Here is a 16,079-nt window from a genome sequence, read left to right on the forward strand (position 1 = left end):
TTCGCACAGGATGATGGTTTGTACAATATCCCGCCCCCGTTCACCGGCAGTTCCCGAAGGCCCCTCCTGCCATGTGCATATCAGCAACAGCGCAAACATAAAAATGTTACGAACCCGATTTTTGAAATTCACAGCCCCCTGCGGGCTGTATTCAACCGGTAACATGAACCGCCTAAGGAGGGAACCCACCTTGCACCAGGATGAAATCAACGCACTGGAGCGTTCGATCGCCGAAATTACCGAAATCGCCACAGGCTTTGGCCTGGACTTTTACCCCATGCGGTACGAAATTTGCCCGGCGGATATCATCTATACCTTCGGCGCGTACGGTATGCCCACCCGCTTCAGCCACTGGAGCTTCGGGAAGACGTTCCACCGGATGAAGACGCAATACGACTTCGGCCTCTCCAAAATTTATGAGCTGGTGATCAACTCCAACCCCTGCTACGCCTTTCTCCTGGACGGCAACTCTCTCATCCAGAACAAGCTGATTGTCGCCCACGTGCTGGCCCACTGCGACTTCTTCAAGAACAATGCCCGCTTCTCCAAAACCAACCGGAACATGGTGGAGAGCATGTCGGCCACGGCCGAGCGGATACGGTCCTACGAGATCAAATACGGCACCGACCGGGTAGAGCAGTTTATCGATGCGGTGCTGGCTATCCAGGAGCATGTGGACCCGGACCTGGTACGTCCTTACCGTCCCAACCGGTATGATATGGACGGCGACGGAATTATGGATCAGGCGGAGGAGGCATTCGTCAAAACCACCGGCTACGAGGATTTGTGGGAGCTGGAGACGGAAGGGGATGCCGCGGCGGAGGATAAGCCCAAACGGTTTCCCCCTAAGCCGGAAAAGGATATCCTCTGGTTCATTCAAGAGTATTCTCCGATCCTGGAGCCTTGGCAGCGGGATATTCTCACCATGCTGCGGGATGAGATGCTCTACTTCTGGCCCCAGATGGAGACGAAAATTATGAATGAAGGCTGGGCCTCCTACTGGCACCAGCGGATTCTCCGGGAGCTTGATCTGACCAGCGAAGAGACCATCGAATACTCCAAGCTGAATTCGGGTGTGGTGCAGCCCTCCCGGAACAGTTTGAACCCGTATTATTTGGGGTTGAAAATCCTGGAGGACATTGAGAAGCGCTGGGATGAACCCAGTGAAGAGGATATCCGGCGGTTCGGACGGAAGCCTGGCCAAGGCCGGGCGAAGATTTTTGAAGTGCGGGAATTTGACTCCGATACCTCCTTCATCCGCAACTACCTGACCAAACAGCTGGTGGAGGATCTGGATCTGTATGTATTCGAGAAGAAGGGCGTCGAATGGAAAATCACCGACAAAACCTGGGAGCATATCCGCGATCAGCTGGTGTATGCAAGAGTCAACGGGGGTTTTCCTTATCTGGTAATCACCGACGGGAATCACACTGGGAACGGGGAGCTGTTCCTGAAGCATATGTATGAGGGTGTGGAGCTGGATTTGAAGTATGTGGAGCGTACCTTACCTTATGTGTACCGGCTCTGGGGCAAAACCATCCATCTGGAGAGCGTGGTGGAGGATAAACCGGTGCTTTTCACCTTCGACGGCAAGAAGAATAACAGGAAGTTTTTGTAGATAGAAGAGGCTGTCCAAAAAGCCCCCAAATAGAAAAGCTGACCAGAAACATGGAAGTTTTCTGGCCAGCTTTTTTTTGGTGTGGCTCCAACGGACAGTTGGCCGCTATTATAGCGGAAAAACGGTCTTTTCTTATTTTACGCGGACTCAGAAGCTGTTAAATAGACGAATCATCCCTATGCGGACGGACTTTAGCGAGAATAACGTCCTCTGTGTCAGCAGCTGCTTCATTCTCCCCCTGGCCTTAGGTGGTATGCCGCAAGATAAGCTGGCGCAGTCCTTCCATGCGGATAGGCTTGCGGATAATCTCAGCAAAACCCGCCTCCATACATGCCCTCTCCTGTTCCTTGCTTGAATCATCGGTTAGGGCAATCAGCGTCTCATTCCCGTCCGGGGGACTTGTCTGCTGCAAACGTCTGCCCAGTTCGGTTACATGGGAGTCCGGCTGATGGATATCCACAATCACCAGGTCATAGCTCCGGCCCGAAGCACGTGCCTGCAAGGCTTTTTCCCCGTTACGGACAAGCTCCACGGAATGGCCCAGATGCCGCAGCATATGCTGCAGGAGGCTCCGGTCCAGCTCCCGGTCATCCACCACCAGAATCTGCTGGGGCTGCATCGGCACAAGGGCCTTTACGTCCGCCAGATGGATGGCTTGATCCAAATCCAGCAGGCTGGCCTCGGCAGAGCTGCACAAACGGAATACCACCTGGACGGCCACCAGTGCGCCTGGCTCTCCGGGGGCTTCAATGCGGATAGAACCGCCCATCATCTCCGCCAGTGACTTGGCAATGGGAAGGCCAAGTCCGGCGCCGTTGTTTATCCTTCCGTGGGAATCCTCCCCTTGGGCGAAGGAGTTTAGCAGCAGATCCGCCTTATTCGGAGGAATCCCGATGCCGGTGTCTTTCACCAGGAACTCAGCAGTTACGCTGTTTTCGGTGCGGGCGGTTTGCAGCACGAAAACATAAACTCCCCCATTATTCGTAAATTTTACAGCATTTCCTACCACATGGATCAGAATCTGCCGCAGCCGCGCCGCATCACCCAACACAGCGGCTGGCAGCTCGGGGTCCATCATCACCACAAAATCCAATTGCTGAGCCTTCAGCTGGCCTGCAAAAATATCTCTGACCTGCTCCAGACAGCCCCGGAGAGAAAAGGCCTCCTCCTCCAGCTCCATTCCTCCGGATTCCAGCCTGGAATAATCAAGCAGATTGTTCATGATCGACACCATCGCATTGCCGCTTTGCATGATCATGTCTGCAAGCTTCCGCTGCTCCGGCTCCAGACCGGACTCCATCAGAAGATCCATCATGCCTGTCACCCCGCTCAGGGGATCTCGGATTTTATGGCTCAAAAAGGCAAACAAGCCTGACTTGGAGGAGGAAGCCCGTTCGGCAGCTTCCTTCGCCTGGATCAAGGCCTCTTCCGCTTTACGCCGCTCCGTGATGTCACGGATGCTGCAGGCAAACAAAAGACCTCCGTCCGTGGAATACCCCAGCTGAATTTCTGCAGGGAACTCGGAACCATCCTGCCGCGACAGCTCGGTTTCCCACCGTTTCCCGGCCATCTCCTGAAAGGGAGACTGCACCAGCCCGGGCAGTAAAAAGGACAGCGGGCGGTTGACCAGATTGTCGGAGGTGTACCCGAATTGCTCTGTTGCAGCCGGATTCACCCGGAGAATCGTCCCGCGGCGGTCAAACACAACAACGGTATCCAAGGAGGTTTCCATCACAATCCTGGCCTGGGCCTCCGCCTTGGTCAGCTGCTCCGTCGCCTGTACCAAGGCCTCATTGGCTTGGGTCAGCTGGGCGGTTTGGTGCTGCAGCCTCAGCTGCATTTTGAAGAGCCGGACAAAAGCCTGCACCTTCGCCTTCAGAATTTGGGGAACAAAGGGCTTCACCATATAGTCAATGCCACCGGCAGAATAACCTGCGGAAAGATGGATGGCATCCTTACTGGTGGCGCTTAAGAATATAATCGGGATATGCCGGGACCGTTCATAGGCTTGAATATGCCGGGCGGTTTCGAAGCCGTCCATATCAGGCATTTGCACATCCAGCAGGATCAGTGAAATTTCATCCCGCAGCAGACATTTCAGCGCTTCAGAGCCTGAATTCGCACGAATCAGCCTGTAGGGTTCGTCCGCCAATACAGCCTCGAGAGCCAGCAGGTTCTCAGGGTGGTCATCCACCAGCAAAATATTGACGGAATTATCGCTCTCCAATGGGATTCTCCCTCATCTCTATCACTTATTTGATTCTCCGGTAGAGCTTTTCTTTCTCGTTAATAGGTTCATAACAATCCGAACCTGCAAAATTGGAGACGGTTTCCGGGCTGCCCAGCGACAGAAAGCCGAACATGGCCAGACTGTCATAGAAAAGCTGGTGGACGCGGTTCTGGAGCTGGCGGTCAAAGTAAATCATCACATTCCGGCACATAATGACGTTGAATTCGTTAAAGGAGTGGTCCGTCACCAGGTTATGGCTGGCGTACACCACATTGCGCAGAAGCGTTGGACGGAACCTGGCCTCGTTATGCTCCACCGTATAATACTCGGAGAAATCACGGGTTCCTCCCGCAAGCCGGTAATTAACGGCAAACTTCTCCATAATGGAGAGGGGGTACTGTCCTTCCCGGGCCAAGGTCAACGCACCTTCGTCAATGTCGGTGGCATAGATGCGCGCCTTGTCGTACACCCCCTCCTCCTCCAGCAGGATCGCCATGGACAGCACCTCTTCACCTCTGGAGCACCCTGCATGCCAAATACGGATGTACGGATAGGTGCGCAGAAACGGGATAACCTTCTCCCGGAATTCCTTGAACATGGATGGGTCACGATACATTTCACTGACACTGACAATCAGCAAATCCAGAAGCAGAAACAGCTGGCGCGGATCATGGAGAATGCGGGGGATGAAGCCGGAAATCGTGCGTTCCCCCATAACCTGCATGGCATGCAGAATCCGGCGGCGGATGGAATCGTACGCGTAATTCCGGAAATCGTATCCGTAGGCTTGATAAATGGCCTGCAGAAGCAGCTGGATTTCCAGCTTCTCGTGACTGCCGGCCGTCTCCGCTTCATCCGGGGGGTAGACAACGTCGTAATCGGGTCGGATGAATCATCCCCTCCTTTTACTTATATAGCCATACCTTCAATAGGGAAAGCAGCTTTTCAATATCGATGGGCTTGCTGATATAATCGGAAGCCCCCATATCAATGCAGCGCTGCCGGTCTTCCTTCATGGCCTTGGCGGTAAGCGCGATAATCGGCACCGTGTCCAGCTCTGGCATTTGCCGGATCGCCTTGATGGCCTGGTAGCCGTCCAGTTCGGGCATCATGATATCCATCAGAATAAGATCGAAATCGGGATCCCTCTCCAGCTGCTCAAGAGCCTCTTTTCCATTTTCAACAAAGGTTACGTTCAAGTGATGGGACTGCAGCACATTCGTCAGTGCGAAGATGTTGCGGATATCGTCCTCCACAAGTAAAATGCGTTTACCCCGGAACAGATCCTCGTCCTTATACAGCTTCTTGAGAATGAGCCGGCGGTTTTCCGGCAAATGGGCTTCAACACGGTGCAGGAACAGCGCCGTTTCGTCGAACAACCGCTCCTCGGATTTAACATTCTTGATAATGATGCTCTCTGCATATTTGCGGATTTCGAGTTCTTCCTTGCGGTCCAGCTCCCTGCCGGTGTAGATAATAATCGGGAGCTGTCGGAGCTCCTCCCTCTGCCGGATCCGGTCCAGAATTTCGAAGCCGGAGATATCCCCCAGACCGAGGTCCAGCACCATACAATCATAATGGCTCTGCTCCAGCTCGTCCAATGCCTCTTGACCCGAGGATACCGCTTTGATGATGACATCATCATGCTCCATCAGATGGACCATACTGTCCCGCAGTACCTCATCATCCTCTACGATCAGCAGGCGTTTGACGGAGCGGTCCAGGAAATGCTCGATCCGGGACAGGGCGTTATCCAGCCCCTGCCGGTCAACCGGCTTCTGCAAATAGGCGATAGCGCCCTTCAGCAGCCCCTGCTGCGCCTCATCCACAATAGAAATTACATGGACAGGAATGTGGCGCAATTCCGGCTGCTGCTTCAGCCGCTCCAGCACGGACCAGCCGTCGATAACGGGCAGCTCAATATCCAGAATGATGGCATCCGGCTTATACCTATTGGCTAACGCCAGCCCTTTGTCTCCCTGAAGCGCAACGATGCCCTTAAACCTCCGCTCGCGGATCTGATCCAAAAGAATCTTGGCAAAACGCTTATCATCCTCAATAATCAGCATCACCCGGTCTTCCGGCTGCAGGTCATGACGGTCATCGGGCAAGTCCTCCGCCCCTACCCATTCCTGGTTTGCCTCCGGTTGGAGCGGAGCCAGCACATCAGGCGCTGGCAGGAGGGCTGGAGCAGGTGCTTCATCCACAGCCGCAACAGCAATTTCCTTCATGGATTGTGTACTTCCTGCCTTGGGAGCCACAGGCAGATATAGTGTGAAGTGGCTGCCGGCCCCTTCCCGGCTCTCCACCTCGATGCGCCCGCCCAATAGAAGAGCCAGATCCCGGCTGATGGTCAGACCCAAGCCGGTCCCCCCATACTTGCGGCTGGTTGACCCGTCCGCCTGCTGGAAGGCTTCGAAGATAATCGCCTTTTTCTCCTCGGCAATACCAATTCCGGTGTCGGTTACGCTGAACGAGATCTCTGGCTCCCCGTTCTTTCCTTCTGCACTGCCAATCTGGAGCTGTATCTGGCCCTGGTTGGTGAATTTGAACGCATTGGAGAGCAGATTCTTCAAGATCTGCAGCAGACGGTGGGAGTCCGTTACCAACTTCTGCGTCTGCAGACTTTCCTCCAGCTCTAAGAGAAAATCAATATTCTTCTTCTCCGCCAGGGTATGGAAGCTGCGCTCCAGGCTGCCCAGGATTTCATCCCAGGAAACCGGCTCAAGCTCAATGTTCATCTGCCCCGATTCGATCTTGGACAAATCGAGAATTTCATCAATCAGCCGCAGCAGATCGCTTCCTGCCGAATGAATGGTGGATGCGAACTCAATCTGCTTCGTCTGCAGATTGCCCTCCCGGTTCTCCGCCAGCAGCTGGGACAAGATAAGCAGGCTGTTCAGCGGGGTACGGAGCTCATGGGACATATTCGCCAGGAATTCGGACTTATAGCGGGAGGCGGTCATCAAATCGTTCGCCTGCTGCTCCAGAAGCGTCTTCTGCTCTTCAATGCGCACATTCGTTTCCTGCATCCGCCGCGCATTCTGGAGAAGCTGGTCGGATCGTTTGGTCAGCTCCTCATTGTTGGTTTCCAGATCCTCCTGCTGAAGCTTCAAGCGCATCTCTGACTGGCGGAGAGAGTCGTTGGCCGTCTTCAATTCATCCTGCTGGGCCATCAATTCTTCCGACTGTGCCGTCAATTCCTCGGTCTGCTGCTGCAGCTCCTCGGACATGGCTTGGGATTCCTCCAACAGGCGTTTGACCTCCATCTGGTTCAGCACATTATTAATCATCATTCCAATTGTGCTGCGGGTTTGCTCCGCAAGCTTCCGGTGCTGGGACGTAAACACGGCAAAGGATGCAAATTCCAGGACACCGTAAACACGGCCTTCATGTTCAATGGGCACAATCAGAATGCTGTTGGGGTTGGATGCCCCCAATCCGGTAGTAATCTGAATGTGGTGGTCCGGAACCTGCTCCAGCAGACATATCCGGTTTTCGGCGGCGCTTTGGCCGATCAGTCCTGCCCCCATCCGGAAGCTTTCCATTCCCGGGTCATCCCCGTTGGCAGCGTAAGAAGCATATTTCACCAGCTTGTCGCCGGAACGGAGATAGAACACCCCGAAGCCTGCACCCAGCAGCTCTGCCAGCTTCCGGACAAGGACTTGTGCCAGCGGGGAAATGTCGGACTGCCCCTGATAAGAGGTGGCCACCTCGGTTATCCCGGTCTGCAGCCAATTCTGCCTCTCCTGGCTCTCCAGGAGCAGGTTGGTGGCATCGCTCAAATCCTTCACTTCATCCCGGGTGTTCGTGACAATCCGTTTGCCCGTCTGGGCGCCGTCCGCCTTAGCAATTTCGGTGATGGCTCCGATAACATCCTTGATGGTTTTGACAATGGAATTAGACAGCATGGTGCCCGTAATGATGGAAATTACCACAATGAGAGCAAAAATAATGGTCAGGGCCAGCTGCAAGCCCGTATTCTGCCCATTCAGACCGGAGACCCGCTCCTGGGTCAAGGCCAGCTCGGACTGGCGGAAATCCTCCAATTGCTTGCGGAGGGGATCGATAATTTGTTTGCCCGCATCAACCTTGAAAAAATTCTGAAGGCTGGCGGTATCCCCCTCCCGCTTAAAAGCAATTGTGGGTTCTCCGGCTGTTTTGATCCACTCCTCGATTCCCGACTTAATCAGCTGCAGCTTCCGCTGCTGCCCGGGATTATCCTCCACCATCGCGGATAATTCCTCATAATCCAGCGGCCACTGGGTCTTGCCGGTTACATAAGGCTCCAGATAAGCTTCATCGCCTGCGATAATGTATCCCCGCTGCCCGGTTTCCATATCAATAACATGCTTCTCCACCTGGTTCGCCAGGTTATGAACCGCAATGTCGTGCTCGGTTATAAATTCAATCGCCCGCTGCAGGGAAGCAATTTGATTGTTTAGCAAAAGCAGCGCCGATCCCAGGAATAACAGGATGATCATGTAGCCGACAATCATTTTGGAGCGTATCGTAAATCTGCCTTTGCGGAACATGCCCACTTTCCTCTCCTGGTAGACTTTTTCTACTAGCTATTATAGATGTTGGGGGGAAAGGCGACAATCTTATTTCGTAGACTGTTCATATAACAGGACAAAGCTGCCCCTTCGCCGTTGATTTGGCAAGGGACAGCCTCTTTTTTCAAGAAAGCCTTTTTATTTTTTGGTCTTCAGGTAATCCGCCTTATATTCCTCCATCAGCTTGTCGCCGCCGGCTTTTTTCCACTTGTCGATTTCCGCTTTCCAGCCGGCCTCATCGATTTTGCCCATAATGAACTTGGTTTCGGCATCCGTAATCATCTGCTCCAGCTCTTTGCCCCGTTCGGTGTAGATGGTGGAGACCAATGTCAATGCAGGATTGTTGACGATAAACTTGTCATTTTCCGTGACGATTTTTTTGTTCTTCAGGAACAGGTCCGTATCCTTCGTCACTTTATCCATATTGTAGTTGTCGCCCCGCTGGATCAGCGTATCCCGGTACGGCTTCACTTCCTTGGCGTCGGCGTCCTTATCCAATGAAACAGTGAAGTTGCCGTCGATCTTGTAATGCTTGCCCTCAATGCCCTTGTTCAGCAGATAGACCATTTCCTTGTCCAGCAGCTTATCAAGGAAACTCAGCACCCGCTTCAGCTCCGCTTCGTTCTTCACGGAGGACTTGGGGATGGTCAGAATGCCCGCGTTGCCGCTTTCGGCAGGAACCCGAATGCCGTTCGGACCCTCCAGGGGAGCTGCGTCCATCTGTGCCGTAGGCACCACCTTGATCAGGTTCGTCAGCATGGACTGGGCATTGCCCCCGGAAATCCGGAAGGCCACCCGGCCGGACTCATACGCCTTGTCGTTAGTGGAAGCCTCAACAACGGCAAAATCCTGGTTGATCAGATTTTCCTGGTACAGGCGCTTAAACAGCTTCATGGTATTGAAGAACTCATCGGTCATGAACTCGGGGGTAAAATTGCCCTTGTCATCCACCTTCCATTTGTTCGGACCGCCCTGCGCCACGGCAAAACGGGTGAGGGTGGAGCCTGTCCCCTGATTGTAGGCCTTATCCAGCAGATAGCCGTAGGTATCCTTCTTACCGTTTTTGTCCGGGTCTCCGTCTCCCATGGCCTTGAATATGGCGTACCAGTCATCCAGGGTTTTGGGGAGCTTCAACCCGGCGGCATCCATCCAATCCTTGCGGTAGTGGACCACAGCCCGGCCCATATCCCGGAAGATGGGAATGCCGTAGAGCTTGCCGTCGGCTTTGATATTGTCGTAATAGGCCTGAGGCTGGGCCGCCAAATTTTTGTAATCCTTCAGATACGGGCCGATTTCCCAGAATACATCGGACCTCATAGCATTGATGATGGTGGGCACATAGTTGACCTTGAGCAGCTTGGGCAGCTCATTGGAGGCGATCATAACATTGATTTTTTCGTCATAGGCGGAGGTGGGAATCCACTGAAAGCTCAGATTGGTATTGGTGTACTTGGCCAGCGCCTGCTCCAGGGCATTACCCTTGGCGGGCACCTCGCCCACCTGGTTGACCGTGATGGTCAGGTCAAACGGCTTTTCCTCCTTAACCGGCTGGCTGCTTGCCCCCGGGCTTGCGGCTGTTGGGCTTCCGGCAACGGAGGCCGGTTCGTCCGATCCGCCGCAGGCCGACAGGACCGTGGATGCCAGCATGGCGGTGCCTACCAATAATGCTGCTTGTTTCTTCATTTTTTTGCTGCCCCTTTACAATAGAATTGGATGTCTATGTCAGCGCCACGCCGTTGTGCCGGCACGGGATTCATAGCGGTGAAGCCGGTTGCGGGTTACGGTCAGCCTTTGACCGAACCCAACATTACGCCCTTGGCGAAGTGCTTCTGGAGGAACGGGTACACCATCAAAATCGGGATGGTCGCGAAGACAATAACGGCCATCCGGATGGTCAGCGGCTGGATATCTGCACTGTCGATGGTGGTGTCCCCGATGCTGCTTTGGGCCAGGATGACGATTTCACGGAGCAGCACCTGAATGGGCCACATCCGGTTATCATTGATGTACAGGATGGCATTGAAGAATTGGTTCCAGTGCCCCACCGCGTAGAAAAGCCCGAAGGTGGCCATAGCCGGAAGCGACAAGGGCAGCACGATCCGGAACAGCACCCCCACATCATTGCAGCCGTCGATCCGCGCGGAATCCTCCAGGCCGTCCGGAATGTTCTGGAAGAAATTCTTCAAGACAATCAGGTTAAACGCGCTGATGGCGCTGGGGATCATCAGGGCCCACAGGGAATTGGTCAGATGCAGGGCCTTCACCACAAAGTAGGTGGGAATCATCCCGCCGCCGAACAGCATGGTGAACAACACACCCAGGAGAATGATTTGCCGACCCCGGAGCTGGGTTTTGGCCAGCGGGTAAGCCATCAGAGAGGTGAACAGCAGGTTGATGAAGGTGCCCACGACGGTGATGTAAATGGAGACCAGCATGCTTCGGAACAGCGTGTCCGTAGAAAAAATATACCGATATGAGGCCAGAGACCATTCCTTCGGCCACAAGATAAGCCCGCCCTTGGCCACCTCGGCAGGGCTGGCGAAGGAAACGGCCACCACATAGACAAAGGGCAGCACACAGATGAGGGCGATGAGAAGCAGCAGCATGTGGTTGATGATATCGAAGATCCGGTTGCCCAGGGTTTTATCATGAATCATGTTTATGCTCCCGTCCTTTCTTGGGGGCCGGCATCAATAGATGCCTTCCTCGCCGAATTTTTTGGCCATCCAGTTGGAGCCCAGCACCAGCGCCAGGCCGATAGCGGATTTGAACAGCCCCACCGCTGCGCTGTAGCTGTACTGCGCCTGGGTTAAGCCCTTGGTATATACATAGGTGTCGAACACTTCGCCTACCTCCCGATTTGTGGGAGTCAGCATCAGGAAGATGTGCTCAAAGCCGGAATCCATAAAGTTGCCCAGCCGCAAAATAAGCAAAATCACAATGGTGCTGCGGATAGCGGGAAGGGTAATATGCCACAGCTGCCGCCAGCGGCCTGCCCCGTCAATTCTTGCCGCCTCATACTGCTGCAGGTCCACCCCGGCCAGAGCGGCCAGGAAGATAACCGTGCCCCAGCCTACCTCTTTCCAGATGGATTGGGTAATAATCATGGTCCGGAACCATTCCGCTTCCAGCAGGAAGGCGATTTTGCGGCCGGTGATCCGGTACAGGAATTCGTTCAAGATACCGCTCTCCGTGGTAAGCAGAATGTAGAAGATCCCCACCACCACAACCCAGGATACGAAGTGGGGAATGTAAACAAGGGTCTGCACGAAGCTTTTGAATTTGGTACGGCGCACCTCGTTTAACATCAGGGACAGGATAATTGGCAGCGGAAAGAAAAACACAATATTGTATACGGCCAGAATCACCGTATTCCGGAACAGCATGCCGAATTGCGGCTCCGCAAAAAAACGCTGGAAATGCTTCAGCCCTACCCAAGGGCTGTCAAAAAAACCGAGATGGGGCCGGTAGTCCTGGAAGGCCATAGTCACCCCGTACATGGGCACATATTTGAAGATAATGAAGTACAGCACCCCGGGCAGCAGCATCAGATACAGCCACCTGTCCCGGAGCAGATCCCTCCTCAGCAAACCCAGCTTTCCCCGCTTGACGGGAACGGCCGCTCTTGCGGCCGGGGCGTAAGCGTCTTGCTTCATTTCGCAACCTCCTCGTTTGATGTCTCGTCTCGCCATTATGTATGTCCCTGGGCCCCATTATTGCGGGCTGCCGGGATGCCCGGCAATAACGCGCAGCCAACTTCATGCTTGCGGAGGGCAATATGGCCACGGATAACCCCCAGCCAACCTGGACATATGCCCCAATCAACTCCATGCGGACAAAAAAACGGCAGCCGGTCCCTCAGGACCGCTGCCGTGCTGCTCCTATTGCTTCTTGGCATACGCCTCTTCATATTCCCTGATCATCCGGTCGCCCCCGGCTTGCCTCCATTTGTTCAGCTCGGTCTGCCAACCCGCTTCATCCAGCTTTCCCATAATAAATTTGGTCTGGGCATCCGTAATCAGGAGCTCCAGCTCCTTGCCCCGCTCCACATAGGTGCCGGAATCCAGGGTCAACGCAGGATTGGGTACAATATAAGCTTCATTCTCCCTGCCAATCCGCTGGTTTTTGCGGTAGAGATCCGGCTGCAGGTTTCGCTTCCAATCCGCCTCCGCCTCCGTCAGATGCGGCAGCATGTCACGGTAGGGCTTCACCTCCTTGTGATGAAGCGTCCGGTCCAGCATTTCCGCATACCCGTCCTTCCGGGACCAATGCCGGTTTTCCAGACCGTTAATCAGCAGCGCCTGCAAGGCAGGCTCCATTAACCGGTTCAAAAAGCCGAGGATTTGTTTGACCTCGTCTTCTGTTTTCACCGCATCCTTGGGAATGGCGAGGAAGCCTGCATTGCCCGGTTCTCCCGGAAGACGCCTACCTTGCGGCCCGGTCAGCGGAGCAACGTCCACCACAGCTCCGGGTGAGGATTTGACCAGCATATCCTGCCACGTTTGGGCGTTGCCTCCCGAGAGCATCAGTCCCGCACGCCCGGATTCATACATTTTGGTGGTTTCGATGGTATCCGTAATGGCAAAATCACGGTTGATCAAATTCTCCTGGTACAGCCGCCGGAACAGCCTCATGGTCTCAAAAAAAGGCTCGGTCATGAACTCCGGGGTAAAACGCCCGTTCTCCACCTTCCATTTGGCCGGACCGCCTTGGGAAACGGAGATTCGGGTGAGAATGGAGCCGATATCCTGGTTGTACCGTTTCTCCAGCACCAGTCCGTAGGTATCCTGCCTGCCGTTGCCGTCCGGGTCCTCCAGAGTCAAAGCACGGATGGCCCGGTACCAATCCTCCAGGGTGACAGGCAGCTCCAGTCCCAGCCGGTCAAACCAGTCCTTGCGGTATTGAATGGCCGCCCTTCCCAAATCACGGAAAAGCGGAATGCCGTAAACCCTTCCGTCAACGGAGATATTATCGTAATACCGGCGGTCCACTGCCTGCAATTCCTTAAACTCCGGCAGATAGGGGCCAATTTCCCAGAATTGGTCCGACTTCAGCGTGGACATCATCGTGGGTGAGTAGCCCAGCTTGATCAGCTTGGGAAGCTCCCCTGCGGCAATCATCAGCCGCACCTTCTCCTCATAGGCGGAATAGGGAATCCACTGGATCTGGAGAGCGGTTTGGGTGTATTCCTCAATAGCCTGCTCCACCATATTGTTCTTGGGGGGAAGCTCACCCGTGAGGCTTAAGCCCATGGTCAGATAAAACGGCTTGCCTTCCGCGGCGGGATCAGAGCGGCTTCCGCAGGAGGCCAATGTGCCGGAGACCAGCAGCAGGCCGCACAGCACGGCAGGGCGGATGTTCATTCGGCGCTCCCCCTCATCATTTTGTCCCGGTATTGGCCGGGGGTGATCTCATACAGCTTCTTGTAGCTGCGGATAAAGGAGCTGATGTTCTTGTACTGCAGCCGCTCCCCGATTTCCGAAACCTTCAGATCGGTGGTTTCCAGCAGCACCTTGGCCATTTTCATCCGGTAATCCGACAAATATTCACTGAAGGTCACCCCGATTTCCCGTTTGAAAATACGGCTGACATACACCGGATGGTAGCTGAGCAGCTGGGCGCAGGATTCCAGGCTAATATCCTCCTGATAATGCTCCTGGATGATTTTCACCAGCTTATCTGCGATTTTCACATATTGGGTGTCGGTTTTTTCGGATAGAATCCGGATCAGGGGTGCGATCAGCCTGGATTCGAACCAGTGGATGATTTCCTCCCTGGTTTGCAAATGGAAAAGCTTCTCCACTTTCCCTTCCTCCCCGGGCACCTCGCTTAAGGGAATCCCGTGATCCTGGGCGATCTGCAGAACCCGTGACGCAAGCTGCAGCAGCAGCGGCTGGTGGGCATGGAAGGCTCCTTCCTTAAACAGCATGGCGCTGAGGTACTGCCGGAGAATTTCCGAGGCGCTTGCCGCCTGCATTTCCCGGATGGCATACACCAGCCGTTCCTCCAGCACCCGGAGATGGGAATATTCATAACAATCCGCCGGAGGAAGGGGTTCGATGTCGCCGTAATGGACGATCATTTCCGCCCCCAGCCGGATGCGGGCTTTCAGGGCGGTGAGGCTTTCCCCATAGGCCTTGACCGTTTCCCGGATATCAGCGAACGGGCTGCTGATGCCGATGCTGGCCTTCAGTTGCAGCACCTGTCCGGCATGGTGCTTGACGGCTTCCGCGAAGGTATAAAAGGCGGCTTTGGCCTCCTCTGGCGTATCCGCCTGGACCGCCACAATGGTGACCTGGGAATACTGCACGGTAATGGGCGGGAACCGGTTGGAGGCAGGCAGCACCTCCTGGGCAATGTTGCCTACGGCATACAGCAGAAGCTCCCGGTCCTCCTCGTTGTAGCGGGTGTCCTGCAGGTTATCTACCTGCAGCGCTAGCACCCCCAGATGACTCCATTTCTCCGGGAATCCCTCCATAGCGGAGCGGAGGATATAGTCGTTTTCGGTAATTTGGCCCGTCAGCAGCTTCAGCACAAAAAATTCCTTCAGATGGCTGGCCTGCCCCAGCATCTGCTGCTCCACCCGGTCCCGGGATACCACCAGGGACTGGATACTGGTTTTGATATATTCCAGCTCATCCCGCCCCGGACGGGGAGGCTCCTCCTGGGCAGAGCGTTTGATGCCCGTCACCATCTCCAGCAGCTTGCGGATGGGCCGGTACATCCGGCGTGAGCCATAGAGGGCAGCCGCCGAAACAGCCAGCAGAATAGCCGCACACATGGCCAGTGTCATCTCGGCGATGGCCCGGGACTCCGCCCGCAGGGCTTCAATGGACAGCAGGGATACATAGGTCCAGCCGTTGTAGGCGGAGGTCCGGTAAAGAGCGGCCACCTCCTTGCCCTCCATACGGGTATGGAACAAACCTGACGGCTGCTCCGGATTGGCGCCGAGCTTTTCCAGGACAGCCCGGTTGACGGTCTCATAGGCAGTCTGGGGTTGACCGCCGCCCAGAATGGCGGTTCCCGCCCGGTCCAGCACATAGCTGTAATTGGTGGAAGCAGGGGAATTCAGGGCTTCATTAATATCCGAGGCCATGACCCGGATCACCAACAGCCCCTGGGGCCTGTCCGTTTGGGGGAGGATGGGGATTTTGTGGACCAGCGTAACTGTCTCCACTGTTCCTTCTCCCTCCTCTCCGTTAGTGGCGGGGGTCCCTGCATGCCATAGGATGCTTTTGGGGGAGGCGGCATAATCCATAAATTCCCCGACATTCTCCATTTCCTGCAAAGGCTTCAAGGTGTTCAGACTCAGCGCCCAGCTGCGCTCCAGATTCACCAGATAGGCCTGGGTAATAACTACATCGCTGGATTGCAGGTTGTAAAGCCCTTCCGTCAATTCGCGGATGGCTTCGAAATCGGTAATATCGTAGGACATCGCCATGGAAGCCTTTACAAGAGAGGAGTTGGCAAACTGCGTGGCGGATTTTTCCACAGACCGCAGCATTTGCTCTATGCGCATTTGGGTTTGGGTCAGCCACTGCATATTTACCTCCTTGACCTTACTCTCCACGTTCTCGGAGGCGATGGTATAGGAGGCGATTCCGATGATTACGGCAGGGAGCACCCCCAGTAGAAGACTGAATGAAAGAAGACGCAGCAAATATTTGCTCACCCT

Annotated in this window: 9 protein-coding genes; 1 reads left to right on the top strand and 8 read right to left on the bottom strand. The window is 54.7% G+C overall.

The genetic code is table 11. The features are described 5' to 3' along the window. The first annotated feature begins 163 nt into the window (after positions 1 to 163). On the top strand, positions 164 to 1,618 hold the full coding sequence (locus ACI1P1_RS08715; protein WP_416216226.1) for a SpoVR family protein: 1,455 nt from the start codon (positions 164 to 166) through the stop codon (positions 1,616 to 1,618). Positions 1,619 to 1,862: 244 nt separating this feature from the next. Here ACI1P1_RS08715 and ACI1P1_RS08720 read toward each other — a convergent pair whose 3' ends face one another. The 8 genes from ACI1P1_RS08720 to ACI1P1_RS08755 all read right to left on the bottom strand — a co-directional run bounded on the left by ACI1P1_RS08720 (position 1,863) and on the right by ACI1P1_RS08755 (position 16,076). Beyond that, on the bottom strand, positions 1,863 to 3,845 hold the full coding sequence (locus ACI1P1_RS08720; protein ID WP_416215988.1) for a response regulator: 1,983 nt from the start codon (positions 3,843 to 3,845) through the stop codon (positions 1,863 to 1,865). A gap of 25 nt (positions 3,846 to 3,870) precedes the next feature. Continuing rightward, on the bottom strand, positions 3,871 to 4,737 hold the full coding sequence (locus ACI1P1_RS08725) for a CheR family methyltransferase (protein ID WP_416216227.1): 867 nt from the start codon (positions 4,735 to 4,737) through the stop codon (positions 3,871 to 3,873). A gap of 16 nt (positions 4,738 to 4,753) precedes the next feature. After that, on the bottom strand, positions 4,754 to 8,383 hold the full coding sequence (locus ACI1P1_RS08730; RefSeq protein ID WP_416215989.1) for a response regulator: 3,630 nt from the start codon (positions 8,381 to 8,383) through the stop codon (positions 4,754 to 4,756). 159 nt (positions 8,384 to 8,542) lie between these two features. After that, positions 8,543 to 10,087 carry an extracellular solute-binding protein gene (locus ACI1P1_RS08735; protein ID WP_416215990.1) on the bottom strand — a complete coding sequence of 515 codons (1,545 nt, stop codon included), beginning with the start codon at positions 10,085 to 10,087 and terminating at the stop codon, positions 8,543 to 8,545. A gap of 101 nt (positions 10,088 to 10,188) precedes the next feature. Beyond that, a complete protein-coding gene (locus tag ACI1P1_RS08740; protein WP_416215991.1) occupies positions 10,189 to 11,061 on the bottom strand; it encodes a carbohydrate ABC transporter permease in 873 nt (290 codons plus the stop codon). Positions 11,062 to 11,094: 33 nt separating this feature from the next. Continuing rightward, positions 11,095 to 12,060 (bottom strand): ABC transporter permease, encoded by a 966-nt coding sequence (locus tag ACI1P1_RS08745; RefSeq protein WP_416215992.1) that lies wholly within the window; start codon positions 12,058 to 12,060, stop codon positions 11,095 to 11,097. 225 nt (positions 12,061 to 12,285) lie between these two features. Continuing rightward, positions 12,286 to 13,767, bottom strand: coding sequence for an extracellular solute-binding protein (locus ACI1P1_RS08750; protein WP_416215993.1), 1,482 nt, complete (start codon positions 13,765 to 13,767; stop codon positions 12,286 to 12,288). Beyond that, positions 13,764 to 16,076 carry a helix-turn-helix domain-containing protein gene (locus ACI1P1_RS08755; protein ID WP_416215994.1) on the bottom strand — a complete coding sequence of 771 codons (2,313 nt, stop codon included), beginning with the start codon at positions 16,074 to 16,076 and terminating at the stop codon, positions 13,764 to 13,766. Before ACI1P1_RS08755 ends, ACI1P1_RS08750 begins: the two co-directional genes overlap by 4 nt. Positions 16,077 to 16,079: the final 3 nt, after the last annotated feature.

Source organism: Paenibacillus mesotrionivorans, from assembly GCF_046098205.1.
Classification (GTDB): Bacteria; Bacillota; Bacilli; order Paenibacillales; family NBRC-103111; genus Paenibacillus_AR; species Paenibacillus_AR mesotrionivorans.

Excerpts from the sequence above, each read along its gene's own strand:
- ACI1P1_RS08730 (WP_416215989.1), bottom strand. The coding sequence starts at position 8,383 with ATGTTCCGCAAAGGCAGATTTACGATACGCTCCAAAATGATTGTCGGC.
- ACI1P1_RS08740 (WP_416215991.1), bottom strand. The coding sequence starts at position 11,061 with ATGATTCATGATAAAACCCTGGGCAACCGGATCTTCGATATCATCAAC.
- ACI1P1_RS08750 (WP_416215993.1), bottom strand. The coding sequence starts at position 13,767 with ATGAACATCCGCCCTGCCGTGCTGTGCGGCCTGCTGCTGGTCTCCGGC.
- ACI1P1_RS08735 (WP_416215990.1), bottom strand. The coding sequence starts at position 10,087 with ATGAAGAAACAAGCAGCATTATTGGTAGGCACCGCCATGCTGGCATCC.
- ACI1P1_RS08745 (WP_416215992.1), bottom strand. The coding sequence starts at position 12,060 with ATGAAGCAAGACGCTTACGCCCCGGCCGCAAGAGCGGCCGTTCCCGTC.
- ACI1P1_RS08715 (WP_416216226.1), top strand. The coding sequence starts at position 164 with ATGAACCGCCTAAGGAGGGAACCCACCTTGCACCAGGATGAAATCAAC.